Below are 24,475 nucleotides of genomic sequence, written 5' to 3'. Positions count from 1 at the left end.
AGGCCCGGTAAGCGAAGCGCCACCGGGCAAAAGGCCCCGCACTCAAACGTGAATTTTGTCGAATTCGTTGAAAATCGGTCCCTGAGGGACTTTAACAAGGAATAAAAATCGCCATGTTACTACCCTGGCTAATATTAATTCCCTTCATCGGCGGCTTCCTGTGCTGGCAGACTGAACGCTTTGGCGTGAAGATGCCGCGCTGGATCGCGCTGATCACCATGGGATTGACGCTCGCGCTTGGTCTGCAACTCTGGTTGCAGGGTGGCTACTCACTGACCCAGTCCGCGGGCCTTCCGCAGTGGCAGTCTGAGTTCATTCTGCCGTGGATCCCACGTTTCGGTATTACGATCCACCTCGCGATTGACGGTCTGTCGCTGCTGATGGTGGTGCTGACCGGTCTGCTCGGCGTTCTGGCGGTACTCTGCTCCTGGCGAGAAATCGAAAAATACCAGGGCTTCTTCCACCTGAACCTGATGTGGATCCTGGGCGGCGTGATCGGCGTGTTCCTGGCCATCGACATGTTCCTGTTCTTCTTCTTCTGGGAGATGATGCTGGTGCCGATGTACTTCCTGATCGCGCTGTGGGGCCACAAGGCATCCGACGGTAAAACGCGTATCACGGCGGCCACCAAGTTCTTCATCTACACCCAGGCGAGTGGTCTGGTGATGTTGATTGCCATCCTGGCGCTGGTATTTGTGCATTACAATGCGACCGGCGTGTGGACCTTCAACTATGAAGATCTGCTGAAGACCCCGATGTCTCACGGTGTGGAATACCTGCTGATGCTCGGCTTCTTCATCGCCTTCGCGGTGAAAATGCCGGTCGTACCGCTGCACGGCTGGCTGCCGGACGCGCACTCTCAGGCGCCAACGGCGGGTTCCGTTGACCTGGCGGGTATCTTGCTGAAAACGGCGGCCTACGGTCTGCTGCGTTTCTCCCTGCCGCTGTTCCCGAACGCCTCCGCAGAGTTCGCGCCGATTGCCATGTGGCTTGGCGTGATCGGTATCTTCTACGGTGCATGGATGGCCTTCACGCAGTACGACATCAAACGTCTGATTGCTTACACCTCCGTTTCCCACATGGGCTTCGTGCTGATTGCCATCTACACCGGCAGCCAGCTGGCGTACCAGGGGGCGGTGATCCAGATGATTGCGCACGGCCTGTCCGCTGCCGGTCTCTTCATCCTGTGTGGTCAGCTGTACGAACGTCTGCATACCCGCGACATGCGTATGATGGGCGGCCTGTGGGGCAAAATGAAATGGCTGCCGGCGCTCTCCATGTTCTTCGCGGTGGCGACCCTGGGTATGCCGGGTACCGGTAACTTCGTCGGCGAGTTTATGATCCTGTTCGGCAGCTTCAACGTGGTACCGACGATCACCATCATCTCCACCTTTGGTCTGGTATTTGCCTCCGTGTACTCGCTGGCGATGCTGCACCGCGCTTACTTCGGTAAAGCGAAGAGTGAAATTGCTGCACAAGAACTGCCGGGGATGTCGCTGCGTGAGCTGTTCATCATCCTGCTGCTGGTCGTACTGCTGGTGCTGTTGGGCTTCTATCCGCAGCCGATTCTGGATACCTCGCACTCCGCGATGGGTAACATCCAGCAGTGGTTTGTTAATTCTGCTTCTACTACAAGGCCGTAATTCGCCATGACAATAACTCCACAACAACTGATCGCGCTGCTACCGCTGCTGATCGTCGGATTGACGGTGGTGGTTGTGATGCTCTCCATTGCGTGGCGACGCAATCACTTCCTGAATGCGACCCTGTCCGTTCTGGGTCTGAACGCTGCGTTAGTTTCCCTCTGGTTTGTTGGCCAGGCGGGAGCGATGGACGTCACGCCGCTGATGCGCGTTGACGGTTACGCCATGCTCTACACCGGTCTTGTGCTGCTGGCGAGCCTGGCAACCTGTACCTTTGCGTACCCGTGGCTTGAAGGGTACAACGACAACAAAGAAGAGTTTTACCTGCTGGTACTGATTGCCGCACTGGGTGGCATTCTGCTGGCGAACGCGAACCACCTGGCCGCGCTGTTCCTCGGTATTGAGCTGATCTCACTCCCGCTGTTCGGCCTGATTGGTTACGCTTTCCGCCAGAAGCGCTCTCTGGAAGCGGCAATCAAGTACACGATCCTGTCTGCTGCCGCGTCGTCGTTCCTGCTGTTCGGTATCGCGCTGCTGTACGCACAGACGGGTAATCTCTCCTTCATGGCGCTCGGTAAGAGCCTCGGCGACGGCATGATGCATGAGCCGCTGCTGCTGGCGGGTCTGGGCATGATGATTGTTGGCCTTGGCTTTAAACTCTCACTGGTTCCGTTCCACCTGTGGACGCCAGACGTATACCAGGGTGCCCCTGCACCGGTCTCGACCTTCCTGGCGACGGCGAGCAAAATCGCTATCTTCGGTGTGGTCATGCGTCTGTTCCTGTACGCCCCGGTGGGCGACAGCGAAGCGGTCCGCGTGGTGCTGGGCATTATCGCGTTCGTGTCCATCATCTTCGGTAACCTGATGGCGCTGAGCCAGACCAACATTAAGCGTCTGCTGGGCTACTCCTCTATCTCCCATCTGGGTTACCTGCTGGTGGCGCTGATTGCGCTGCAAAGCGGTGAGATGTCGATGGAAACTGTGGGCGTCTATCTGGCCGGTTACCTGTTTAGCAGCCTCGGCGCGTTCGGCGTGGTGAGCCTGATGTCCAGCCCGTACCGTGGCCCGGATGCGGATTCCCTGTTCTCCTACCGTGGTCTGTTCTGGCACCGTCCGATTCTGTCTGCGGTAATGACCGTGATGATGCTCTCTCTGGCGGGTATCCCGATGACGCTGGGCTTTATCGGTAAGTTCTACGTGCTGGCCGTCGGTGTGCAGGCGGGTCTGTGGTGGCTGACGGCGGGTGTCGTTATCGGCTCCGCGATTGGTCTCTACTATTACCTGCGCGTAGCGGTGAGCCTGTACCTGAGCGCGCCTCAGCAGCTCAACCGCGATGCGCCGTCTAACTGGCAGTACAGCGCGGGGGGCATTGTGGTGCTCATCTCCGCGCTGCTGGTGCTGATCTTCGGTATCTATCCGCAGCCGCTGATTGATATCGTGCAGCGCGCGATGCCGCTGATGTAAAAACAAAAAACCCGCCTCGGCGGGTTTTTTATTGTTTTCTCCCTCTCCCCGTGGGAGAGGGCCGGGGTGAGGGCACCAGCCCGCACAGAGTAAAACATGCCCAGCGGCGCTACGCTTGCAGGGCCTACGGGTTTTGTAGGTCGGGTAAGCGTAGCGCCACCCGACTAAGCCAGCTGCTTGCGGCTAATCAACGGCCCGTCAATCTTCTTCATCGAGCGGTCCAGCACCTCTTCAATTACCGACGACAGCTCATTCAGCTCAAACTTCGCCACATAGCCGTCCGCCTTCACTTTGCGAATATGATCTTCGTTCGCGTTGCCGGAAAGAGACGAGTGGATCACCACCGGAATATCTTTCAGTACCGGGTCGGATTTGATTTTTCGCGTCAGCGTAAATCCGTCCATCTCCGGCATTTCGAGGTCGGTTAATACCAGGGCAATCTTATCGGTAACGGGAACGCCCTCGGCCTGTGCCTGCGCAGCCAGCTGAGTGATTTTCTCCCACGCGTCTTTGCCGGTGATATGCAGCTGGGCCGGGATCTCCATCGCCTGCAATCCCTTCTCCAGCATTGAGCGCGCTACTTTTGAATCTTCTGCAACAATCGCGACAGAGCCAGGCTTGATGTTGAATTTGGTGGTTTCCAGATGGGTGGCGTGCAGATCGTGGTTCGCCGGGGTGATGTCGTACAGGATCTGCTCCACGTCCAGCACCATCGCCAGATCGTTGGTATCGGTCTTCTCGTCCAGACAGGCAATGCTGGTGATGTAGCGACCGCTGACGGCGGTTTCCGCGGCGTGCACCTGCTTCCAGTCCAGACGCATGATGTTTTCCACCGATTCTACGGCAAACGCCTGCACGCTGCGGGCATATTCGGTGATCAGCAGGATGTTCAGCCCGGTGGCTGGTTTGCAGCCGGCGACGGCGGCCAGATCGATCACCGGGATCACCTGGTCGCGAATGTTCACCATCCCCATTAGCGGAGACTTCATTCCCGCCGGTTTGGTGAAGGTCGGCATCGGCACAATTTCGCGCAATTTGAATACGTTGATGCCGAACAGCTCGGATTTATTTTCGTTCAGAGAGGTGCCAAGACGGAACAGCAACAGTTCAAAACGGTTGGACAGGGTCAGGTTCGCCCTGTCATCAATATCTTTCTGGAAATTATCCATTCTACCCTCAAGAGAAATGCTGGCCTTTTAATCGTTATCGGCACGCTGAGGGAAAAATGAAGGACTAAACGCTGACCTGAGCAAAATCTTCCGCCAGCTCGCATGCCGGAAATACTTCCCGGCACTCTGCCAGCAGGCTTTCAGCGCCGCGGACGTCATAGCGTGAGCTGACGTGAGTGACAATTAGTTTCCGGACGCCAGCCTCACGTGCCAGCTGCGCCGCCTGACGCGTTGAGCTGTGCCCCCGGCTGTTGGCTTTTTCTTCCATCGCCGCTTCCAGCGTCGCCTCATGCACCATCACATCTACACCTCTGGCAAGCCTGAGCGCCGAAGGGCAGGGGGCGGTATCCCCAAAAATAGCCAGTTTTTTGCCCGGCTGCGGTGGGGCGAGGTAATCCTGACCGTTGATGACGCGCCCGTCTTCCAGCGTGACGGTCTCGCCGTGCTTCAGACGCTGGAACAGCGGGCCTGGTTTCACCCCATCAGCCTGCAACGCGGCGGCGTTCAGCGCCCCGGGCTTGTCATGCTCCTCAACGCGATAGCCGTAGCATTCCACCGGATGGTTAAGCGGGTAAGCGCGCACCAGGTAATCTCCGTCATCGAACACCAGACCCTCGCCGATCTCTAACACCTCCAGCGGATAATCGGTCCACGAGCCGCTCAGGCGCAGCGTGGTTTCAACAAATTCCTGAATACCCGCGGGGCCATAAATGGTCAGCGGGTTAGCGTTACCGGCCATCGAACGGCTGCACAGCAGGCCCGGCAGGCCAAACAGATGGTCGCCGTGCAGATGGGTGATAAATATTTTATCCACTTTCCCCGGGTGGTATGAGGTATGCAGCAGCTGATGTTGCGTACCCTCGCCGCAGTCAAACAGCCACAGCCCACCGCGGGTAGGATGCTTAAGATCCAGCAGAATCGCCGTCACGTTTCGTGAGCGGGTTGGCACCCCGGCGGACGTACCCAGAAAAATCAGTTCCATAACGCAATCAGCCCTTTGCCGAATGGGAAGGGGTTTAGTATAACGTGATGAACCCCAGGAAGGAGAAACACATGATCCAGTGGCAAGATCTACACCACAGCGAACTGACCGTGCATTCACTCTACGCCCTGCTCAAGCTGCGCTGCGAAGTCTTTGTGGTTGAACAAACCTGCCCGTATCAGGATATCGACGGCGATGACCTGGTCGGCGAGAACCGGCACATCCTTGGCTGGCGCGATAACGAGCTGGTGGCGTATGCGAGGATTCTGAAAAGCGAAGAGGATTTTGACCCTGTCGTCATTGGGCGCGTCATTATCAGCGGCCGCGCGCGCGGTGAAAAGCTGGGCTATCAGCTGATGGACAAAACGCTGGACGCATGCCAGAAACAGTGGCCGGACAAGGCGTTATACCTGGGCGCGCAGGCGCATTTGCAATCATTCTATGGCCATTTTGGTTTTACCCCGGTCACGGACATTTACGACGAAGACGGCATCCCACACATCGGCATGGCGCGCGAAGCGAAACAGGCGCAATAGCAATACGTTGTCTATAGTTACCGGACTGGTGTACTAACATGGAGAAAAATATGTCATTTCAATCCTGGGATACCCGAGTCGACGACGACCTGACGCTGCTAAGCGAAACGCTGGAAGAAGTGCTGCGTTCTTCCGGCGATCCTGCTGATCAGAAGTACATTGAGCTCAAAGCCCGCGCCGAGCAGGCGCTGCATGACGTGAAAAACCGCGTCAGTAACGCCTCCGACAATTACTACTACCGCGCCAAACAGGCGGTTTATCGTGCCGACGATTATGTGCATGAAAAACCGTGGCAGGGCATTGGGGTCGGTGCGGCCGTAGGGCTGGTGCTGGGTCTGCTGTTAGCCCGTCGTTAAGCCGGTAAACCACTCCCTACACGTGGGTACTGCTATTTATCGTCAGTACCCCGTATAATATAAGGCTTTAACAGGGAGAGGTTCGCGTGCACTCGATTTTCCTCGCGCTGCAAAGCCTGCGCACTCAGCTTGCGCAAGCATTGCCAGCTACACCCGGTTTACGCCATTTCGATGTCTCTTTCCCGTTAAACGACGCCTTCGATCCGCTGGCCTGGCTCGGTGTGCAGCGATGCTATCCTCAGTTTTACTGGCAACAGCGCAGCGGTGATGAAGAACTTGCCGCGCTCGGAAGCCTCGCCCATTTCGATTCTCTGGCCTCGGCCTCGCGGTTTTTGCACACCCACGACGTAGCCAATGACACCCGTATCTGCGGCCTGAACGCCTTCAACCCGGCGCAGGGCAAGCTGTTTTTACCGCGCCTTCTCTGGCGACGGTCTGGCGGGGTCGCCACGCTGCGTCTGCAACTGTGGAGCGAAACGTCGCTGCGGGAAGATGTCCGTGAGGCGCTGAATTTTGTCGATAACCTGTGCGACGCCGCGCCGATCCGCCCGTTGTCCGTGCAGATTGTGCAGGAAACCCATCATCCGGAAAAACCGGAATGGCTGGCGTTGATTCGTCAGGCGACGGATACCCTTGCTCGCGGCGATTTTGAGAAAGTGGTCCTCGCACGTGCTACAGACGTGCATTGCCAGCAGCCCGTGAACGCCATCGCGCTGATGGCTGCCAGCCGCGCGCTAAACCTCAACTGCTATCATTTTTGTATGGTCTTTGACGCCAGCAACGCGTTCCTCGGCTCGACGCCTGAACGCCTGTGGCGGCGACGCGGCACGCTGCTGCGCACTGAAGCGCTGGCAGGCACCGTCGCCAGCCATTCTGACGATAAGCAGGCCCAGCGTCTGGGCGACTGGCTGATGAATGACGACAAAAATCAGCGGGAAAATATGCTGGTGGTGGAAGATATCTGCCAGCGTCTTCAGCACCATACCCGGACGCTGGAGATCCTGCCTGCGCAGGTGCTGCGTCTGCGCAAGGTGCAGCATTTACGTCGCTGTATCTGGACCGAACTTAAACAGCCTGACGACGAGCAGTGCCTGCATATTCTGCAACCGACGGCGGCGGTGGCCGGGCTGCCGCGACAGGCGGCGCGAGAATTTATTGCGAAAGTGGAGCCGTTTGACCGGGAGTGGTACGCCGGGTCGGCGGGCTATTTATCGCGCGATCAAAGCGAATTCTGTGTGGCATTACGCTCCGCCCGCGTTCACGACGCTGCGCTGCGTCTTTATGCGGGGGCGGGCATCGTCAGCGGCTCCGATCCGGAGCAGGAGTGGCAGGAGATCGAAAACAAGGCCGCCGGGCTGCGTTCCCTTCTCCTAAGGGATTAATACTGATTCGTGCAATCCCGATTCATATCAAAATTCTGACTTTTTCTATTATTTATACTGTGTCGCATTCTTGATACTGGACAATCTCATGTCAGTAAGTTCTTTTAACCGACGCTGGGCGGCGGTGATCCTTGAAGCCCTGACCCGTCATGGTGTCAGGCATGTGTGTATTGCCCCGGGCTCTCGCTCCACGCCGCTCACCCTTGCTGCCGCGGAAAACCGGGCTTTTATTCACCACACCCATTTTGATGAGCGGGGTCTGGGCCATCTGGCGCTCGGGCTGGCGAAAGTCAGCAAAGCGCCCGTGGCGGTGATAGTCACCTCCGGCACGGCGGTGGCGAACCTCTATCCGGCGCTGATAGAAGCGGGATTAACCGGCGAAAAGCTGATTTTACTCACTGCCGACCGTCCCCCGGAACTTATTGACTGCGGTGCTAATCAGGCGATTCGTCAGCCTGGCATTTTTGCCTCGCATCCTTCACAGACGGTCTCGTTGCCGCGCCCCACCCAGGATATTCCCGCCAGCTGGCTGGTCTCAACCCTCGACCACGCCATGAACGCACTGCGCAGCGGCGGGCTGCACATTAACTGCCCGTTTGCCGAGCCGCTGTACGGTGAAATGAACGATACTGGCCTCGTCTGGCAACAGCAGCTGGGAGACTGGTGGGAGAGCGAAAAACCCTGGCTGCGCGAGCAGACGCATATGGAAAGCGCAAAACAGCGCGACTGGTTCTTCTGGCGCCAGAAGCGCGGCGTGGTGATTGCCGGGCGGATGAGTGCGGCGGAAGGCAAGCTGGCGGCGGAGTGGGCACAAACGCTTGGCTGGCCGCTGATTGGTGACGTGCTTTCCCAGACGGGCCAGCCGCTGCCCTGCGCCGACCTCTGGCTGGGTAACGCGAAAGCGGTTACCGAGCTGGCGCAGGCGCAGATTGTCGTCCAGCTGGGATCGAGCCTGACGGGGAAGCGTCTGCTCCAGTGGCAGGCCACCTGTACCCCAGAAGAGTACTGGCTGGTGGATCCGCTAGAAGGACGCCTTGACCCGGCGCACCATCGCGGCCGCCGCCTGGTGAGCAACATTGACAGCTGGCTGGAATTGCATCCGGCGGAAAAACGCAAACCCTGGGCGGTGGAGATCCCGGCGCTGTCACGTCAGGCGTGGGAACTCACCAAAACGCAGTGCGAGGCGTTCAGTGAAGCCGGGCTTGCGCACCGTATCCGCAAATATCTTCCCGAGCAGGGACAACTTTTTGTCGGTAACAGCCTGGTGGTGCGCCTGATTGACGCCTTTTCGCAGCTGCCGGCGGGTTATCCGGTGTACAGCAACCGGGGCGCGAGCGGCATTGACGGCCTGATCTCCACCGCCGCTGGCGTACAGCGGGCCAGCGCGAAATCCACGCTGGCGATTGTGGGGGATCTCTCAGCCCTCTACGATCTCAACGCGCTGGCGCTCCTGCGTCAGGTGTCGGCCCCGTTCGTGCTGATTGTTGTGAACAATAACGGCGGGCAGATTTTCTCGTTGCTGCCGACGCCGCAAAGCGAGCGTGAGCGCTTCTATCTGATGCCGCAAAACGTGCAGTTCGAACACGCCGCCGCCATGTTCAGCCTGAAGTACCATCGCCCGGAAAACTGGGACGCGCTGGAGACGGCGCTGAACACCGCCTGGCGGCAGCCTGGCGCGACGCTGATTGAGCTGGTGGTAAACGATGCTGACGGCGCGCAGAAGCTGCAACATCTGCTTGCGCAGGTGAGTCACCTGTGATCCTCGCAGGCCTCTCCCAGCCAGGAAAACCAGGCTACCCCTGGCTGGTTTTCCTGCACGGTTTTTCCGGCGACTGTCGCGAGTGGCAGGCTGTCGGGGCGTCGCTGCATGACTACCCCCGGCTCTACATTGACCTGCCCGGGCACGGTGGTTCAGCGGATACGGACGTGACGGGGTTTGCAGAGGTAAGTGAATTGCTCTCGCATACCCTTATTAGTTACAACATACTAAGATACTGGCTCGTGGGGTACTCCCTCGGCGGCCGCATTGCGATGTTCCATGCCTGTCAGCATCCTGCGGGGTTAGACGGGCTGATGGTGGAAGGTGGACACCCGGGCCTGCAAGACGCCGATGCGCGCCAGGCCCGGCTGATCTCTGACCGCCGCTGGGCGTCACGGTTTCGCAGTGAGCCGCTGGAGGCCGTCTTTGCCGACTGGTATCAACAGCCGGTCTTTGCCTCACTTACGGATGATCAGCGCAGGGCGCTGATCGCGCTGCGCAGCCGGAACAACGGCCCGAGGCTGGCAGAGATGCTGGAGGCCACCTCGCTTGCCGTTCAGCCTGATTTACGTCCCGCGCTCATCGCGCGTAATTTTTCTTTTGACTATCTCTATGGCGAACGTGACGGGAAGTTTGCAGCTATCGCCGCTGAACTTAACGTCACGCGTCATGCTATCCCTCACGCCGGACACAACGCCCACCGGGACAACCCGGAAGCTGTTGCCGCGAGTCTGGCTCAGATACTGCGTTATCGAACAAAGGACACGCTATGATCTATCCTGATGAACACATGCTTTACGCGCCGGTTGAATGGCAGGACTGCTCCGAAGGCTACACCGACATTCGTTACCACAAATCCGCCGATGGTATCGCCAAAATCACTATCAACCGTCCACAGGTGCGCAACGCGTTTCGTCCGCTGACCGTAAAAGAGATGATCCAGGCGCTGGCGGATGCCCGCTACGATGACACTATCGGCGTCATCATCCTCACCGGGGAAGGGGAGAAAGCCTTCTGCTCCGGCGGCGATCAGAAAGTCCGCGGTGACTACGGCGGATACCAGGATGATGCGGGCACGCACCACCTGAACGTGCTGGATTTCCAGCGCCAGATCCGCACCTGTCCAAAACCGGTGGTCGCGATGGTGGCAGGGTATTCCATCGGCGGCGGTCACGTGCTGCACATGATGTGTGACCTGACGATCGCGGCGGAAAATGCCATTTTCGGTCAGACCGGTCCGAAAGTCGGCTCTTTCGACGGCGGCTGGGGCGCGTCCTATATGGCGCGCATTGTCGGTCAGAAAAAAGCCCGCGAAATCTGGTTCCTGTGCCGTCAGTACAACGCCCAGGAAGCGCTGGATATGGGGCTGGTTAACACCGTGGTGCCGATCGCCGATCTGGAAAAAGAGACCGTGCGCTGGTGTCGCGAAATGCTGCAAAACAGCCCAATGGCGCTGCGCTGCCTGAAAGCGGCCCTCAACGCCGACTGTGACGGTCAGGCGGGCCTTCAGGAGCTGGCAGGTAACGCCACCATGCTGTTCTATATGACCGAAGAGGGTCAGGAAGGGCGCAACGCGTTCAACGAAAAACGCCAGCCGGACTTCAGCAAATACAAACGGAACCCGTAATGCGTTGCGCGCAGGTTTACCGCTGGCAGATACCGATGGACGCGGGCGTGGTGCTGCGTGAACGGCGGTTAAAAACCCGTGACGGCTTTTGCGTGCATCTCCGGCAGGGCGAGCGGGAAGGGTGGGGCGAAATCGCCCCGCTTCCGGGTTTTAGCCTGGAAACGCCGGACGAGGCGCAGGCTGCGCTGATGGCCTGGACGTACGAATGGCGTGAGGGGGCAGCTCCGGCGCTGCCGGACATGCCTTCCGCCGCATTCGGCATCAGCTGTGCGCTGGCAGAGCTGGACGGCAGTTTGCCGGACGCGGCGAACTATCGCGCCGCGCCGCTCTGTACCGGCGATCCGGATGAACTTTTCGCGCTCCTTTCCGCGATGCCTGGCGAGAAGGTGGCGAAAATAAAGGTTGGCCTGTACGAAGCAGTGCGCGACGGAATGGTGGTTAACCTGTTACTGGAAGCCATTCCCGATCTACACCTGCGCCTGGACGCCAACCGCGCCTGGACGCCGCTCAGGGCGCAACAGTTTGCGAAGTACGTCAACCCGGCGTACCGCAGCCGCATCGCGTTTCTCGAAGAGCCGTGCAAAACGCGCGACGACTCGCGCGCCTTTGCCCGGGAAACCGGCATTGCCATCGCCTGGGATGAGAGCCTGCGCGAAGCCGATTTCGCGTTTGCCGCCGAGCCGGGCGTCAGGGCCGTGGTGATTAAGCCAACGCTGACCGGCAGCCTCGACAAGGTGCGCGAGCAGGTTGCGGCGGCCCATGCCGCAGGGCTGACGGCGGTGATCAGTTCATCCATCGAATCCAGCCTCGGCCTGACGCAGCTGGCGCGCATCGCTGCATGGTTAACGCCGGACACCGTTCCCGGTCTCGATACGCTAAACCTGATGCAGGCCCAGTTGATTCGTCAGTGGCCTGGCAGCACCTTGCAGTGCCTCGACGTCGGGGCGCTGGAGCCATTGCGATGAGTTTTACCGACTGGCCGTGGCGGCACTGGCGCACCCGGCGTGCCAATAAACCCGCGCTGCGTTTAGACGATGTAACGCTCAGCTGGTCTCAGCTGGGCGAGCGTATCGATCGTCTCGCAGCCGGTTTTCAGTCTCAGGGCGTTACGGACGGTGACGGCGTCATGCTGCTCGCCCACAACCACCCGCAGACCCTGCTGGCCTGGCTGGCGCTGCTTCAGTGCGGTGCCCGCATTTTGCCGGTGAACCCTCAGCTTCCCCGTCCGCTGCTGGACGTCCTCCTGCCGCAGATGACCCTGCGCTTTGCGCTGGTGCTTAACGGTGAGTATGACGGTCTGCCCGGTCTGGTATTAAGAGAGGGCGAGGGGCAGGGCGGCGTCACGTGGCGGGCAGAACGGCTGGCCTCAATGACGCTCACCTCTGGCTCCACCGGCTTGCCGAAAGCGGCGGTGCACACCTGTGCCGCCCACCTTGCCAGCGCAAAGGGCGTGCTGGCGCTGATGCCTTACGGCGGTAGCGACGACTGGCTGCTCTCTCTGCCGCTGTTTCACGTCTCCGGTCAGGGGATTTTGTGGCGCTGGTTGCAGGGCGGAGGCCGTCTCACCGTGCGTGAAAAACAGCCGCTGGAGCAGGCGCTACAGGGCTGTACCCACGCCTCGCTGGTGCCAACGCAGCTGTGGCGGCTGCTTAATTCACACCATCCCGTCGCGCTGAAAGCCGTGCTGCTCGGCGGGGCGGAAATCCCCGTTGCGCTGACCGAACATGCGCGTGAGCAGGGGATCCGTACGTTCTGCGGCTACGGTCTGACCGAGTTCGCCTCCACCGTCTGCGCCAAAGAGGCCGACGGCGCGCCGGACGTGGGCAGCGCGCTGCCGGGCAGAGACGTTCGGGTGGTGAACGGTGAAGTCTGGCTCCGGGCGGAAAGCATGGCGGCGGGCTACTGGCGAGACGGCGCATTATTGCCGCTGGTCAATGAGCAGGGCTGGTTTGCCACCCGCGATCGCGGCGAGTGGCATGACGGACGCCTGACCATTCTGGGCCGAATGGACAATCTCTTTTTCAGCGGTGGAGAAGGGATCCAGCCCGAAGCGCTGGAGCGCGTTATCGCCACGCATCCGCAGGTAAGCCAGGCGTTTGTCGTTCCGCTGGATGATGCCGAGTACGGGCAACGTCCGGTGGCGGTAGTGGAATGCGAGCCGGGCACGGATATCACGCTGCTGCCGGAGTGGGTTCAGGGCAGGCTGGCGCGCTTTGAGCAGCCGGTACACTGGCTGGCGCTGCCGTCAGAACTGAAAAATGGCGGGATTAAAATCTCCCGCCAGGCGTTAAAGCAGTGGGTCAATGCCCTGTTGAGGGGCTAATCAACCGATATCCGGCTGCGGTTTGTGCTGGCGTCGGCGGATCCAGCGCAGCGCCGGCGGCACGACAATCACCATAATCGCCATTGCCAGCAGGATCTTCGTCACGCTGCTCTCCCACAGGATCCCCATGTTGCCATTGCTGATGGAGAGGGCGCGGCGCAGGTTCTGCTCCAGCATTTCCCCCAGCACAAACCCTAAAATCAGCGGCGACATCGGGAAGTGCATCTTGCGCAGAATGTAGCCCAGCACGCCGAGCAGCACCATCAACACCAGGTCGAAGGTGGTGCTGTGCACCGCGTACACCCCAACCGCAGAGACGGCGGCGATGGCCGGGACCAGGAACCACAGGGGAATGGTCAGCATGCGGGTGAACAGGCCGATCAGCGGGATGTTCATTACCAGCAACATCACGTTGGCGATCAGCAGGGCGGCAATTAAACCCCAGACGATATCGGGCTGCTCGGTAAACATCGCCGGACCCGGGGTGATGTTATAGAGCGTCAGCGCGCCCATCATTACCGCCGTGGTGCCGGAGCCCGGCACGCCGAGGGTCAGCATCGGGATAAACGAGCCGCAGGCCGAGGCGTTATTCGCCGCCTCCGGCGCCGCCACGCCGCGGATATCGCCTTTGCCGAAGCTGTCGCTGTTACCGCTCAGCTTTTTCTCGGTCATGTAGGTGATAGCGCTGGCGATAGTAGCCCCCGCGCCGGGCAGAATGCCGACGAAGAAACCGATCACCGACGAACGCAGGGTGGCGCCAATACACTGCGCCCCCTCTTTGGCATTAAAGAGCATACGTCCGGTTTTACGCACCAGCGTCTTCCCGCTGCTGGTATGCTCCAGCATCAGTAAGATTTCTGAGACAGAGAACAGACCAATCACCACGACGATAAACTGCACGCCGTCGGAGAGATGAACGCTGTCGAAGGTAAAACGATAAACCCCGGTGTTGGCATCCACGCCGACGGTCGCCAGACTGAGGCCAATCAACGCAGACAAAAACGACTTCAGCGGATTCTGCGCCATCATGCTGCCGAGACAGGCGATGGCGAACACCATCAGGGCAAAATACTCGGCCGGACCAAACGCCAGCGACCACTGGGCCAGCGCCGGGGCGAAGAGGATGATGCCGCCAATGGCGATCATGGAGCCAAAGAACGAGCTGACGGCAGAAATAGAGAGCGCCACGCCGCCGCGCCCCTGCTGCGCCATCGGGTAGCCATCCAGCGCGGTCATAATGGCGGCGGCATCACCGGGCACGTTAAGCAGAATCGAGGAAATACGCCCCCCGTATTCGCAGCCGATATAGACCGTCGCCAGCAGGATCAGCGCCGATTCCGCAGGCAGGTGCAGCGCAAAGGCCAGCGGCAGTAAAATCGCCACGCCGTTGATAGGGCCAAGGCCCGGCAGCAGGCCGACGATGGTCCCGACGAAACAGCCGATCAGGGCGATCACCAGGTTTTCCGGGGTCATCGCTACCGCGAACCCCTGAGAGAGATAGATCCAGGTATCCATAGCGTGCTCCGTTAGTTAAACCATGCGCCGAGCGGCAGGGTCACGTCCAGCAGGCGGTCGAAGGCGTACCAGAGTAAAATGCCCAGTACGACCCCGGAGATCCCCGCCGCAGGCAGCGAGGCGTTAAACAGTATGCCAATCACCATCGTCAGCAGGGCGGTGGCAATCGGGAAGCCGAGCCACTCAAAGCCCCACGCATACATCAGCAGGACAATTACCATTACCAGCAGACGTTGCAGCGTACGGCGTGGCGGCCACTCCACGGTATCCGGATGGCGCAGCAGCAGCGCCACCGAACAGAGCAGCATCAGGCCGACAATGCCGACGGGGAAGGGGCGTGGCCCCACGGGTTCATAGCTGTATTCGCTGTGGATCTGCCAGGCGACGAACATGCCGCCAATGCAGAGCAGCAGCCATATCCCGGCAAAAATGCGATCGCTCATAGCGCCTCCGGTTATTTCGCCAGACCAAAGGCTTTCGCCTGTTCTCGGTAGTCATTCACCTGTTTTTTGACATACTCGTCCAGCTGCTTGCCGTTCAGGTTGAACTCAAACAGCCCGCGCAGATCGCGCTGTTTTTTGAACTCCTCGGTTTGCTGAAGTTTTGCGAAGGTATCCACCCACCACTGGTACTCGGCGTCGGTCACTTTTGGCCCGACGAAGAAGCCGCGGATGATCGGCCAGACCAGGTTATAACCCTGCTCTTTAGCGGTTGGGACGTCTGCCAGCTGGCCCGGCAGACGGTTTTCCGAGAAGACCGCCAGCACGCGGATCTTATCCCCGCTCAGGTAGGGCACCATTTCGCTGAGATCGCCCGATACCGCCTGGACGTGATTGCCCATCAGCGCCGTCACCGGCTCGCCGCCGCCTTCAAAGGCCACGTAACGCATCTTGTGCGGATCCACTTTGGCCTGCTGCGCCAGCAGCGCGGCTTTCATCCAGTCCTGGCTGCCGATAGAGGCGCCCGCGCCAATGACCACGCTGTTCGGATCTTTTTCCATGGCGGTCAGCAGATCTTTCAGGGATTTCCACGGGGAGTCCGCGCGCACGGCGATCATGCCGTAATCGGTGCCTACGGTGGCGAGCCAGCGCACGTCATTCACGTCATAACGACCAAATTTCCCCTGCGACAGGTTTAGCAGCGAACCGCCGGAGAAGGCCACCACGGTGCCCGCTTCGGCAGGGCGCTGCGCGACGATGGCGTTATAGGCTACCGCGCCCACGCCGCCGGGCATGTAGGTGACGCGCATCGGTTTTTCAATGGCCTTCGTCTCCAGCAGGCTGACCTGAATCAGCTTGCAGGTCAGGTCGAAGCCGCCGCCGGGTTTGGCCGGGGCGATACATTCGGTACGGGATGGCGCGTCCTGCGCCTGGACGACAGAGGCACTCAACAGCAATACGCTTGCAGCAAGGGTAGAAAGTAATTGTTTTTTCATCGTTTATCCTCACGCCGGAGAACCGGGAGTACGGGTACGGGTGTATTTTTTCTGATTATGTGAACCACCTTGTAGCGGTTCCGTTGCGTGATTGTTAAAACAATAACCTTTCATTTCCCTTTCACTGCGACACCAACTTTACAGGATGTGATATGCGTCTCTTACTCGCGGAAGATAATCGTGAGCTGGCTCACTGGCTGGAAAAAGCGCTGGTACAAAACGGATTTGCCGTGGATTGCGTCAATGATGGACGGGCGGCCGATCATCTTTTGCAGGGAGAAAACTATGCCGTCGCGATCCTTGATATCGGTATGCCCGGCTTCGACGGGCTGGAGGTGGTGCATCGCCTGAGAAAGCGCGGGCAGACGCTGCCGGTGCTGTTTCTTACCGCCCGCAGCAACGTGGCAGACAGGGTGAAGGGGCTGAATGCCGGGGCGGATGACTACCTGCCGAAACCGTTCGAGCTGGAGGAGCTTGATGCCCGCCTGCGCGCGCTGCTGCGCCGCAGCGAAGGACGAACCCAGGAGCGCCAGCGGCTGGGAGAGCTGGAGTACGATGATGAAGGCTTTTTTCTGCTGCGCGATGAACCCCTTTCCCTCACGCCGCGCGAACTCTCTTTGCTGAAGGTGCTGATGCACCGCCGGACCCGTCCCGTCTCCCGGCAACAGCTTTTCGACCAGGTATTCAGCCTGAACGACGACGTCAGCCCCGAGAGCATCGATCTCTATATTCACCGCCTGCGTAAGAAGCTGACCGGCAGCGGGGTGCGGATCATTACCCTCCGGGGGCTGGGCTACGTGCTGGAGTGCGGCGATGAGGTGGGTTAAGCCGCAGTCGCTTTACCTGCAACTTTTGCTTTTTCTGGGTTTGCCGCTGCTGCTGTTATGGGGGCTGTCAGCCTTTAACAGCTACGTTAGCGCGTTACAGGCGGCGACGCAGGCCTATGACCGCACGCTGTTATCCTCGGCGCGCACGGTGTCAGAGCGGCTGGTGGTGCACAACGGCAAGCTCCAGGTGAACGTGCCCTGGGTCGTGCTCGACAGCTTCGAGCTGAACATGAACGATCGCCTCTATTACAAGGTCGTGGACCCTGACGGGCGGACGATCTCCGGCTACGACGATCTGCCGAATATGCCTCCCTCCACGTCGCGCACTACACACTATCCGGCGCTGGCGTGGTTTTATCATACCGAGTATCGCGGGCAGGCGATCCGCGTGGCTAAGCTGCTCCAGCCGGTTAACGAGGACAGTGTGTTCGGGATGGCGGAGATCTACGTCGCCGAAACGTTGCAGTCGCGGCGCTATCTGGCCACTCAGCTGCTGTTTTCCTCGCTCGTGTCGCAGGGGCTGCTGGTGCTGCTGACGCTGGTCCTGACCGCCTGGCTGCTGCGTCGCGTGCTGCGCCCGATGCGGCAGCTCTCTTCGCTGATGGTGCGCCGTGAGCCCGGGCTGCTGGCCCCGCTGCCGGAGCTGCTGCCCTGGTCGGAAACGCGGCTGCTGATTGTGGCATTTAACCGCTATATCGACAGGTTGCGCGGCGTGCTTTCGCGGCAGGCGCGCTTTAATGCCGACGCCTCACACCAGCTCAAAACGCCGCTGGCGGTGCTGAAAACCCAGGTATCGGTTGCCCTGACGCGTGACGATCCGGCGCTGTGGCAGGAGAGCTTACGGGCGATGAACGTCACGCTGGATAACACCATCGTGCTGACGGAAAGGCTGTTGCAGCTTTCGGCGGTGAAGCGAAAAGAGCAGGGGGAGCGACAGTTTGCGCCTGTCGATCTGGTACAGGTGGTGCAAAACTGCTGCTTTTCCCGGCTGGCGCAGGCGCGAAGTAAGGGTATCGATCTCGGTTATGACGGCGTACAGCAGCCGGTAATGATTGAGGGGGATGACGTGCTGCTGGGCGAACTTTGCGCCAACCTGCTGGAGAACGCGATCAAATACACGCCGGAGCAGGGCGTCGTGACGGTGTACCTGCGCACGGCTAACGATGCCGTTGAGCTGAGCGTGGAGGACAGCGGACCGGGCATTGCTGAAGACCAGATCTCCCAGGCCATGCTGCCGTTTCATCGGCTGGATAACGTGGGCGATGCCGCCGGGTCCGGCATTGGCCTGGCGCTGGCTAACGATATTGCCCGCCTGCACCGCAGCCATCTTCAGCTGATGCCCAGTGAAAATCTGGGTGGGCTGAGCGTGAAAATGCGCTTTCTGATGCTGGTATAAATGCCGATATTATCAAATCGTTACAAACTAATTGCCCGCCGCACGCGGAGTCCATTGATCACACAGGCAGTCAGGTTAAAATCTCGCGGTTTTTGGACATCTCTGAATAAATTGTGCGGGATCACGACAATGAAAAAAGTGGCATTAATGGGCTTAAGCGGCCTGATGTTTGTTTCAGCAGCGGCAAACGCAATTTCCTTCAACGGCTCGGCGGGACAAGATTATACCCATCTGGGCTTTGGTCTTGGCACGGATAGCGCAGGCCTGGCAATGACCGGCGGCTGGACGCACAACGACGACGATGGGGATGCGGCAAGCCTGGGCCTCGGCTTCAACGTGCCGTTGGGTCCCTTCCTGGCGACCGTCGGCGGTAAAGGCATTTACACCAACCCGAACGACGGCGACGAAGGCTACGCGGCGGCAGTGGGTGGCGGCTTGCAGTGGAAAATTGGCGACAGCTTTGGCCTGTTCGGTGAGTACTACTACTCCCCGGATTCCCTCTCCAGCGGTATCGACAGCTATCAGGAAGCTAATGCCGGCGCGCGCTGGACCATCATGCGTCCGATCACCATCGAAGCGGGCTATCGCTATCTGAACCTGGCCGGTAAAGACGGCAACCGCGACAACGCCCTGGCAGACGGTCCGTACGTCGGCGTGAGCGCCGGTTTCTAATCCTCTCGGCGCGGCGTTCAGTCGCGCCAGTTTCTCTCTTCCCCCGGTCTTCGATTGCGCTATAGTGTTTTGACCATTGAAATGGGAGAACACAATGATAAATGTGGAAATGTTATCCACTGGCGACGAAGTGCTGCATGGGCAAATCATTGATACCAATGCCGCCTGGCTCGCCGATCTCTTCTTTGAGCAAGGATTACCGTTAACGCGCCGCAACACCGTAGGTGACAATCTTGAGTCGCTGGTCAACGTTCTGCGCGAGCGCAGCGAACGCTGCGACGTGCTGATTGTGAACGGCGGGCTGGGACCCACCAGCGACGATCTCAGCGCGCTGGCCGCCGCCACGGCCAAAGGCGAAGGCCTGGTTCTGCACGAGGCGTGGCTGGCACAGATGGAGCGCTTTTTCTCCGGGCGTGGCCGCGTGATGGCCCCCAGCAACCGCAAGCAGGCTGAAATTCCCGCCAGCGCGGAACTGATTGATAACCCGGTCGGCACCGCCTGCGGGTTTGCCGTTCAGCTGAACCGCTGCCTGATGTTCTTCACCCCGGGCGTCCCGTCGGAATTTAAAGTGATGGTCGAGCAGCAGATCCTGCCGCGCCTGCGCGCGCGCTTTACGCTGCCTGAACCGCCGCTGTGCCTGCGTCTGACCACCTTTGGTCGCTCGGAAAGCGATCTGGCCCAGAGCCTCGATCACCTGCAACTGCCTCCTGGCGTGTCGATGGGCTATCGCTCCTCCATGCCGATTATTGAACTGAAGCTGACCGGACCGGCGTCAGAGAAAGCCGCCATGCTGGCGCTGTGGCCGGAAGTGCAGCGCGTCGCCGGGGAAAGCCTGATTTTCGAAGGAACGGAAGGGCTGCCGGCGCAGATCGCAGCGCATTTGCAGTCCCGCCAGCTGAGCGTGACGTTAAGCGAGCAGTTTACCGGTGGGCTTCTGGCGCTTCAGCTTACCCGGGCGGGTGCGCCGCTGCTGGCCAGTGAAGTGGTGCCGTTCCAGCAGGAGACGCTGGCGCAGACCGCGCGCTGGGCGTCCGAGCGCAGAGTGAAGCATTTCGCCGGGCTGGCGCTGTTTGTGGGCGGGCTGGATGAGGAGCATCTCAACTTTGCCCTTGCAACGCCGGAAGGGACGCACGCCCTGCGGGTCAGGATGAGCATTACCCGCCACAGCCTGGCCGTGCGTCAGGAGGTGTACGCGATGATGGCACTGAACATGCTGCGCCGCTGGCTGAACGGGAAAGAGGTCGCCAGCGAGCACGGCTGGATCAACGTCGTCGAATCGCTGTTCGTGGAGTGAGAGTGTGCCGGGGCCGTGTCCCCGGCAACGGTTACGCCAGCGCTTTTGCCAGCAAGGTAATGGGATGTTCACAGCGTTTGCTGGTGGACATCTCGATCTGCCACTTGCAGGTTTCGCAGTCCGTCACCACGATATCTGCGCCGCTCTCTTCAATCTGCCGGAACAGCGGTGCGCCAATGGCCTGTGACGTTGGGTAGTTTTCACGCTTGAAGCCGTACGTGCCTGCGATGCCGCAGCAGCGTGAGTCCAGCACCGTCAGCTCCAGCCCGGGGATCAGCCGCAGAAGCTCAAGCGTATAGATCGACCAGCCCATCTTCTCCATATGACATGGCGTGTGATACACCACCTTCAGCGGCAATTTGCCCAGCGGTAACGTCTGCCCGCTGTCCAGTTTGCGCCAGAGAAAACGGGTCGCCAGCTCAATGTGCTCGCGCAGGCCGGTGTTATCCACCTCCAGCAGATGCGGATATTCATCGCGCAGCGTGAAGGTACAGGTTGACGACGTCGCCAGTACCGGTATCCCTTTGTCGACGATCGCCTCACGTAAAGAGGTGACGTTGCTGCTCGCCTGCTTGCGCGCTTTGTCGATGAAGCCGTTGGCAATCAGCGGAACGCCGCAGCACTTTTCTTTGCTCAGCAGCTGAACGCCCGTTCCCATGGCGTTCAGCACTTTCAGCAGGTCTTTCCCCAGCTGCGGATGGTTGTAGTTCACGTAGCAGCCGTGGAAGAAGGCGACCTGCTCAGCGAACTGCGCCTGTTCTGCCGCCACGGATTTAAACCAGCGGCGGAAGGTGCCGTGAGAATATTTCGGCAGACTGCGGTGATGGTCGATTTTGAGCGTCGCATCCAGCAGCCTGCGCACCGGCTTCAGGGCGGTGGCGGCATTGACGACCGGCGCGAAAGGCGTCGAGAGGCTACCCATCAGATCGGTGTGGCTCAGTATCGCGTCACGCAGCGTCGGTTTTTGCGTACTGTAGCGGGCGCGGGCGCGCTGGATGATATCGCCTATTTTCACGTCCGACGGGCAGGCAACTTCGCAGCGTTTACAGTTGATACAGTATTTCAGCGCCTCGTCGTAGAGCGCGCCATCCTTCAGGCGCAGACGCTCCCCGTCGGGACCGGCCTGTTTCGGGCCGGGATAGCGCGGATCGACGCCGCTGACCGGGCAAACCGTGGTGCAGACCGTGCATTTGATACAGCTTTCAAATCGGGTGTCGTTCATTGTGCTCCCTCCCTGCGCTGGATAATCTGCTCCGCGACATGCAGCGCAGTGACGGCGCAGACGCCGCCACCGCAGCCCTGCGCCACGGGATCGTATCCGCCCAGAACCGAGCCGATGGCGTAAAGATTTTCAAACGGTTCCCCGCCCAGCCGCGGGCGCAGTTGGCTGTCGACGATCACGCCGAACTGCTGCCAGGGCTGCGGGGTGAAGAAATCGCTTTGATACCAGTCCGCGCGGGAAGCGCTTTGCCGGACGTCCAGACCGAGGATCGCCTCACGCACGCCATCCCGGCTGCTCAGCAGACCGTTACTGAAGAAACTGCCGCTTGCCAGCACCGTAAAGCGTGCGCGAAGCGGGATGTCGCCGTGGTTGCGGGTCCAGATTTCGCTTACCGCGCCCTCAGCCAGGGTGATTTTTTTCACCTCGTCGCCTGCCATCCAGACGCCACCCTGGGCAACAAACTGACGCTGAAGCTGGGTGTGCAGACGAATGCCGGGCACGGAAGGGGGGAGCGTCGGCAGTAAACCGAGCGTACAGGGCAGGCGCGCCGAGAGCCAGCGCCAGAGCCGGTTGTCCGTTAAGCCAAAACAGGCGGGCATAAACAGGGCGTCGCAGGTCTCGCCGAGCGGTTGAAGCGCCGCGTACAGCTGCGGCCAGTAACTTTCATTATCCAGCAGGCGGGCAATGTTCACCGCACGAAACTCGCTGGGGTTTTCGCGCAGCACGTCGAGTTCGGGGAGATCAATCTCCGCCGTATCCACCTGAACACCCTGCTGTCTGAGAGACGCGGCGGCCAGATGCGGCTGGAAATCGAGGAAGCCGCTGATCCCCACCACCCGCACGCGCTCGGCAGCGATGGGGGCGACAGGCACCTCTTCCGGGCTAAGCCAGGCGGCGCGCAGGGTGCCGAGCGGCGTGACGCGCTGATGATTTTGCTCGGCGTCACCCTGCATGCGTGCGCCGCAGGTGGTGAGCAGGTGTTCGGTTTCGCAGGCAAAGCGGGCCATATTCTCTGCGCCCGTCAGGCGGTAGGGATGTTCAGGCGGCAGATCGGCGAAAGATAGCGCGCCCAGTAAATCCAGCGAGCCGGAAGAGAAGTGCAGGGCACTCTGACCGCGAGTGACAATGGCGCAGCGCAGACCCCGCTGCGTCAGTTTGAGGCCGCACAGCAGGCCCGCCAGTCCCCCACCCACAATCACGGTATCAAATTTCATGGTTGTGCTCCTTCTCCAGACCGCAAAGCCCCTGATAGACCCAGCGGGTAAACTCGCTTTCGCGCAGGGCATCGCCCCAGGCGACGGGCTGAATGCCTTTCCAGCGCTCGTTTAAAAAATCGCTGAGCTGGGCAAGCGACTGGGTTGACGTGGTGGCGTGAAAACGTTGCAGCAGCCCGGCGGCACGGCAGGCGCACAGTTCCCCCTGACAGGTGCCCATCCCGACGCGCGTGCGGCGGCGTAAATCGAGCAGGTTGTTCACCGTCAGGTTTTCCACGGCATACTGCACCTCGCCTGCGGTCACGGCTTCGCATTCGCACACCAGGCTGCGGCTGAGTCGCCCTTCACCGAGCCAGGTTGGGGTGCGGTCGCCGTGACGGTAAATCGCCGAACCGCGAAGCGGGGCAGGGAGTGAAATGATTTTGTGCAGCGTTTTTTCTGTCGATTGCTGCGAGCCGGGCAGAGCCTGTTCCGCCGTCACGCACGGTGCGGTGTTGCCGAGCTTACGGCAGACGGCATCGGTGGCCCACTGGGCCATCAGCCGGTAGGTCATCAGCTTGCCGCCGGTAATGGTGATAAACCCGTCCATGCCGTCGCGTTCGGCGTGATCGAGCAGCACGATGCCGCGGCTGACGTTACGCCCGCTCGGATCGTTATCGCTGGCGACAAGGGGACGCACGCCCGCGTAGGCACGCAGAATACGCGTCTGCGCCATCACCGGGGCCAGCTTTTCCCCTTCGCGCAGCAGGATATCCACCTCTTCTGCGGTGACGCGGTTGTAATCAATTTCGCTGTAGTCCACATGCATTGAGGTCGTGCCGATTAACGAAATGGTGTCCCCCGGCACGAGGATATCGGCGTCGGACGGTTTACGGCAGCGGTTGATGACATGGTTATTGATGCGGTGGTCGAGGATCAGCAGCGAGCCTTTCGCCGGGAACATGCGCACCGACAGGTCCGCGTATTCCGCGATGCGCTGGCCCCAGATCCCCGCCGCGTTGACCACGACGGCGGCATACAGCTCGCGGTGTTCATTGTACTGCGCATCAAACACGCGCACCCCGCGCACGCTATTACCTTCACGAATAAGCCCGGTGACGTGATGCCCGGTCAGGATCCGGGCGCCATGTTCCCGCGCGTCGAGCATATTGGCGGCGGTCAGGCGGAAAGGATCAACGGTTCCGTCCGGTACTTTTACCGCGCCCAGTAACGCCGGGTTTACCGAGGGTTCAAGACGGCGCGCCTGCGCAGGATCGATCGCCTCGGCCTGAATGCCTGCCGCCGTGCAGGCGGTGATAAAGGTTTGCTGAAAGCCGAGGTCATCTTCTGGAAGGGTGATAAAAAGACCGTTGGTCGGTTCAACGCAGTGGCGAGCGATGCCCCTGAGGATCTGGTTTTCAGCGATACACTCGCGTGCTGACTCAGCGTCAGTGACCGCATAGCGGGCGCCGCTGTGCAACAGACCGTGATTACGTCCCGTCGCGCCGGTGGCGATATCGTGGCGTTCCAGAAGCGTGACGCTCAATCCCCGCAGGGCGCAGTCGCGTGCGATGCCGGCACCCGTCGCGCCACCGCCAATGATAATCACATCGCTGAAGCGTGGATCGTGAATTGTCATTGCCTTTCCTCTATGTTCGTTTTTTAGCATTTAGCCACATT

The 24,475-nt window shown here is 60.2% G+C and carries 22 protein-coding genes; 14 read left to right on the top strand and 8 right to left on the bottom strand.

The window, feature by feature from the left end; all coding sequences use genetic code 11:
- The first annotated feature begins 113 nt into the window (after window positions 1–113).
- Both nuoM and nuoN read left to right on the top strand, forming a co-directional pair.
- Window positions 114–1,643 (top strand): NADH-quinone oxidoreductase subunit M, encoded by a 1,530-nt coding sequence (gene nuoM, locus LOC22_RS03425; protein ID WP_017383429.1) that lies wholly within the window; start codon window positions 114–116, stop codon window positions 1,641–1,643.
- Window positions 1,644–1,649: 6 nt separating this feature from the next.
- The gene (gene nuoN, locus LOC22_RS03420; RefSeq protein WP_015572273.1) at window positions 1,650–3,107 is read left to right on the top strand and encodes an NADH-quinone oxidoreductase subunit NuoN; all 1,458 of its coding nucleotides are present in this window, start codon (window positions 1,650–1,652) and stop codon (window positions 3,105–3,107) included.
- Between the two features lie 164 nt (window positions 3,108–3,271).
- Here nuoN and LOC22_RS03415 read toward each other — a convergent pair whose 3' ends face one another.
- Window positions 3,272–4,276, bottom strand: a complete 1,005-nt coding sequence (locus LOC22_RS03415) for a chemotaxis protein (RefSeq protein WP_023304150.1) — start codon at window positions 4,274–4,276, stop codon at window positions 3,272–3,274.
- 64 nt (window positions 4,277–4,340) lie between these two features.
- The gene (gene rbn, locus LOC22_RS03410) at window positions 4,341–5,258 is read right to left on the bottom strand and encodes a ribonuclease BN (protein WP_015572275.1); all 918 of its coding nucleotides are present in this window, start codon (window positions 5,256–5,258) and stop codon (window positions 4,341–4,343) included.
- A gap of 71 nt (window positions 5,259–5,329) precedes the next feature.
- Here rbn and LOC22_RS03405 point away from each other — a divergent pair, with 71 nt between their 5' ends.
- The 8 genes from LOC22_RS03405 to menE all read left to right on the top strand — a co-directional run bounded on the left by LOC22_RS03405 (window position 5,330) and on the right by menE (window position 13,241).
- The gene (locus LOC22_RS03405; protein WP_063136618.1) at window positions 5,330–5,794 is read left to right on the top strand and encodes a GNAT family N-acetyltransferase; all 465 of its coding nucleotides are present in this window, start codon (window positions 5,330–5,332) and stop codon (window positions 5,792–5,794) included.
- Between the two features lie 50 nt (window positions 5,795–5,844).
- Complete coding sequence (elaB, locus tag LOC22_RS03400; RefSeq protein ID WP_017693006.1) at window positions 5,845–6,150, top strand: stress response protein ElaB; 306 nt, start codon at window positions 5,845–5,847, stop codon at window positions 6,148–6,150.
- Between the two features lie 86 nt (window positions 6,151–6,236).
- On the top strand, window positions 6,237–7,532 hold the full coding sequence (gene menF / locus LOC22_RS03395; RefSeq protein WP_032102729.1) for an isochorismate synthase MenF: 1,296 nt from the start codon (window positions 6,237–6,239) through the stop codon (window positions 7,530–7,532).
- Window positions 7,533–7,620: 88 nt separating this feature from the next.
- Complete coding sequence (menD, locus tag LOC22_RS03390) at window positions 7,621–9,291, top strand: 2-succinyl-5-enolpyruvyl-6-hydroxy-3-cyclohexene-1-carboxylic-acid synthase (RefSeq protein ID WP_040117897.1); 1,671 nt, start codon at window positions 7,621–7,623, stop codon at window positions 9,289–9,291.
- On the top strand, window positions 9,288–10,064 hold the full coding sequence (gene menH / locus LOC22_RS03385) for a 2-succinyl-6-hydroxy-2,4-cyclohexadiene-1-carboxylate synthase (protein ID WP_064489643.1): 777 nt from the start codon (window positions 9,288–9,290) through the stop codon (window positions 10,062–10,064). The genes menD and menH overlap by 4 nt, the downstream gene beginning before the upstream one ends.
- Window positions 10,061–10,918, top strand: coding sequence for a 1,4-dihydroxy-2-naphthoyl-CoA synthase (gene menB, locus LOC22_RS03380; protein WP_003859452.1), 858 nt, complete (start codon window positions 10,061–10,063; stop codon window positions 10,916–10,918). Before menH ends, menB begins: the two co-directional genes overlap by 4 nt.
- On the top strand, window positions 10,918–11,883 hold the full coding sequence (menC, locus tag LOC22_RS03375; protein ID WP_230239356.1) for an o-succinylbenzoate synthase: 966 nt from the start codon (window positions 10,918–10,920) through the stop codon (window positions 11,881–11,883). The genes menB and menC overlap by 1 nt, the downstream gene beginning before the upstream one ends.
- Window positions 11,880–13,241, top strand: coding sequence for an o-succinylbenzoate--CoA ligase (menE, locus tag LOC22_RS03370; RefSeq protein ID WP_047737450.1), 1,362 nt, complete (start codon window positions 11,880–11,882; stop codon window positions 13,239–13,241). The genes menC and menE overlap by 4 nt, the downstream gene beginning before the upstream one ends.
- On the opposite strand, the gene LOC22_RS03365 is transcribed toward menE, so the two are convergent.
- The 3 genes from LOC22_RS03365 to LOC22_RS03355 are packed head-to-tail and all read right to left on the bottom strand — an operon-like array spanning window position 13,242 to window position 16,191.
- Window positions 13,242–14,756 (bottom strand): tripartite tricarboxylate transporter permease, encoded by a 1,515-nt coding sequence (locus tag LOC22_RS03365; protein WP_230239355.1) that lies wholly within the window; start codon window positions 14,754–14,756, stop codon window positions 13,242–13,244. It lies immediately after the preceding gene.
- A gap of 11 nt (window positions 14,757–14,767) precedes the next feature.
- On the bottom strand, window positions 14,768–15,199 hold the full coding sequence (locus LOC22_RS03360; protein WP_003859443.1) for a tripartite tricarboxylate transporter TctB family protein: 432 nt from the start codon (window positions 15,197–15,199) through the stop codon (window positions 14,768–14,770).
- 11 nt (window positions 15,200–15,210) lie between these two features.
- Window positions 15,211–16,191, bottom strand: coding sequence for a Bug family tripartite tricarboxylate transporter substrate binding protein (locus LOC22_RS03355; RefSeq protein WP_006811363.1), 981 nt, complete (start codon window positions 16,189–16,191; stop codon window positions 15,211–15,213).
- A gap of 152 nt (window positions 16,192–16,343) precedes the next feature.
- Here LOC22_RS03355 and tctD point away from each other — a divergent pair, with 152 nt between their 5' ends.
- From tctD to LOC22_RS03335, 4 genes are all read left to right on the top strand, one after another.
- Entirely contained in the window at window positions 16,344–17,018 is a 675-nt protein-coding gene (gene tctD / locus LOC22_RS03350; RefSeq protein ID WP_006811361.1) for a transcriptional regulator TctD, read from the top strand.
- Window positions 17,005–18,414, top strand: coding sequence for a sensor histidine kinase (locus LOC22_RS03345; protein WP_047737444.1), 1,410 nt, complete (start codon window positions 17,005–17,007; stop codon window positions 18,412–18,414). The genes tctD and LOC22_RS03345 overlap by 14 nt, the downstream gene beginning before the upstream one ends.
- Window positions 18,415–18,543: 129 nt before the next feature.
- Window positions 18,544–19,086: a YfaZ family outer membrane protein gene (locus LOC22_RS03340; RefSeq protein WP_003859436.1), complete on the top strand. Its 543-nt coding sequence runs from the start codon at window positions 18,544–18,546 to the stop codon at window positions 19,084–19,086.
- 94 nt (window positions 19,087–19,180) lie between these two features.
- Window positions 19,181–20,380, top strand: a complete 1,200-nt coding sequence (locus tag LOC22_RS03335) for a nicotinamide mononucleotide deamidase-related protein YfaY (RefSeq protein ID WP_047737441.1) — start codon at window positions 19,181–19,183, stop codon at window positions 20,378–20,380.
- Window positions 20,381–20,411: 31 nt separating this feature from the next.
- On the opposite strand, the gene glpC is transcribed toward LOC22_RS03335, so the two are convergent.
- From glpC to glpA, 3 genes are read right to left on the bottom strand one after another with little or no spacing between them, the layout of a single operon-like run.
- The gene (gene glpC, locus LOC22_RS03330) at window positions 20,412–21,602 is read right to left on the bottom strand and encodes an anaerobic glycerol-3-phosphate dehydrogenase subunit GlpC (protein WP_063404177.1); all 1,191 of its coding nucleotides are present in this window, start codon (window positions 21,600–21,602) and stop codon (window positions 20,412–20,414) included.
- Window positions 21,599–22,816 carry a glycerol-3-phosphate dehydrogenase subunit GlpB gene (glpB, locus tag LOC22_RS03325; protein WP_193547886.1) on the bottom strand — a complete coding sequence of 406 codons (1,218 nt, stop codon included), beginning with the start codon at window positions 22,814–22,816 and terminating at the stop codon, window positions 21,599–21,601. The genes glpC and glpB overlap by 4 nt, the downstream gene beginning before the upstream one ends.
- Complete coding sequence (gene glpA / locus LOC22_RS03320; protein ID WP_230239354.1) at window positions 22,806–24,434, bottom strand: anaerobic glycerol-3-phosphate dehydrogenase subunit A; 1,629 nt, start codon at window positions 24,432–24,434, stop codon at window positions 22,806–22,808. Before glpA ends, glpB begins: the two co-directional genes overlap by 11 nt.
- Window positions 24,435–24,475 lie beyond the last annotated feature (41 nt).

This window comes from Enterobacter sp. AN-K1 (assembly GCF_020971765.1).
In the GTDB taxonomy this organism is placed as follows: Bacteria; Pseudomonadota; Gammaproteobacteria; order Enterobacterales; family Enterobacteriaceae; genus Enterobacter; species Enterobacter hormaechei_C.
This window is presented reverse-complemented; position numbering and strand designations above follow the sequence as displayed.

Bases quoted from the DNA above. Each gene is read 5' to 3' on its own strand.
- nuoM (WP_017383429.1), top strand. From the start codon at position 114: ATGTTACTACCCTGGCTAATATTAATTCCCTTCATCGGCGGCTTCCTG.
- nuoN (WP_015572273.1), top strand. From the start codon at position 1,650: ATGACAATAACTCCACAACAACTGATCGCGCTGCTACCGCTGCTGATC.
- LOC22_RS03415 (WP_023304150.1), bottom strand. From the start codon at position 4,276: ATGGATAATTTCCAGAAAGATATTGATGACAGGGCGAACCTGACCCTG.
- rbn (WP_015572275.1), bottom strand. From the start codon at position 5,258: ATGGAACTGATTTTTCTGGGTACGTCCGCCGGGGTGCCAACCCGCTCA.
- LOC22_RS03405 (WP_063136618.1), top strand. From the start codon at position 5,330: ATGATCCAGTGGCAAGATCTACACCACAGCGAACTGACCGTGCATTCA.
- elaB (WP_017693006.1), top strand. From the start codon at position 5,845: ATGTCATTTCAATCCTGGGATACCCGAGTCGACGACGACCTGACGCTG.
- menD (WP_040117897.1), top strand. From the start codon at position 7,621: ATGTCAGTAAGTTCTTTTAACCGACGCTGGGCGGCGGTGATCCTTGAA.
- menB (WP_003859452.1), top strand. From the start codon at position 10,061: ATGATCTATCCTGATGAACACATGCTTTACGCGCCGGTTGAATGGCAG.
- menC (WP_230239356.1), top strand. From the start codon at position 10,918: ATGCGTTGCGCGCAGGTTTACCGCTGGCAGATACCGATGGACGCGGGC.
- menE (WP_047737450.1), top strand. From the start codon at position 11,880: ATGAGTTTTACCGACTGGCCGTGGCGGCACTGGCGCACCCGGCGTGCC.
- LOC22_RS03365 (WP_230239355.1), bottom strand. From the start codon at position 14,756: ATGGATACCTGGATCTATCTCTCTCAGGGGTTCGCGGTAGCGATGACC.
- LOC22_RS03360 (WP_003859443.1), bottom strand. From the start codon at position 15,199: ATGAGCGATCGCATTTTTGCCGGGATATGGCTGCTGCTCTGCATTGGC.
- LOC22_RS03355 (WP_006811363.1), bottom strand. From the start codon at position 16,191: ATGAAAAAACAATTACTTTCTACCCTTGCTGCAAGCGTATTGCTGTTG.
- tctD (WP_006811361.1), top strand. From the start codon at position 16,344: ATGCGTCTCTTACTCGCGGAAGATAATCGTGAGCTGGCTCACTGGCTG.
- LOC22_RS03345 (WP_047737444.1), top strand. From the start codon at position 17,005: ATGAGGTGGGTTAAGCCGCAGTCGCTTTACCTGCAACTTTTGCTTTTT.
- LOC22_RS03340 (WP_003859436.1), top strand. From the start codon at position 18,544: ATGAAAAAAGTGGCATTAATGGGCTTAAGCGGCCTGATGTTTGTTTCA.
- LOC22_RS03335 (WP_047737441.1), top strand. From the start codon at position 19,181: ATGATAAATGTGGAAATGTTATCCACTGGCGACGAAGTGCTGCATGGG.
- glpC (WP_063404177.1), bottom strand. From the start codon at position 21,602: ATGAACGACACCCGATTTGAAAGCTGTATCAAATGCACGGTCTGCACC.
- glpB (WP_193547886.1), bottom strand. From the start codon at position 22,816: ATGAAATTTGATACCGTGATTGTGGGTGGGGGACTGGCGGGCCTGCTG.
- glpA (WP_230239354.1), bottom strand. From the start codon at position 24,434: ATGACAATTCACGATCCACGCTTCAGCGATGTGATTATCATTGGCGGT.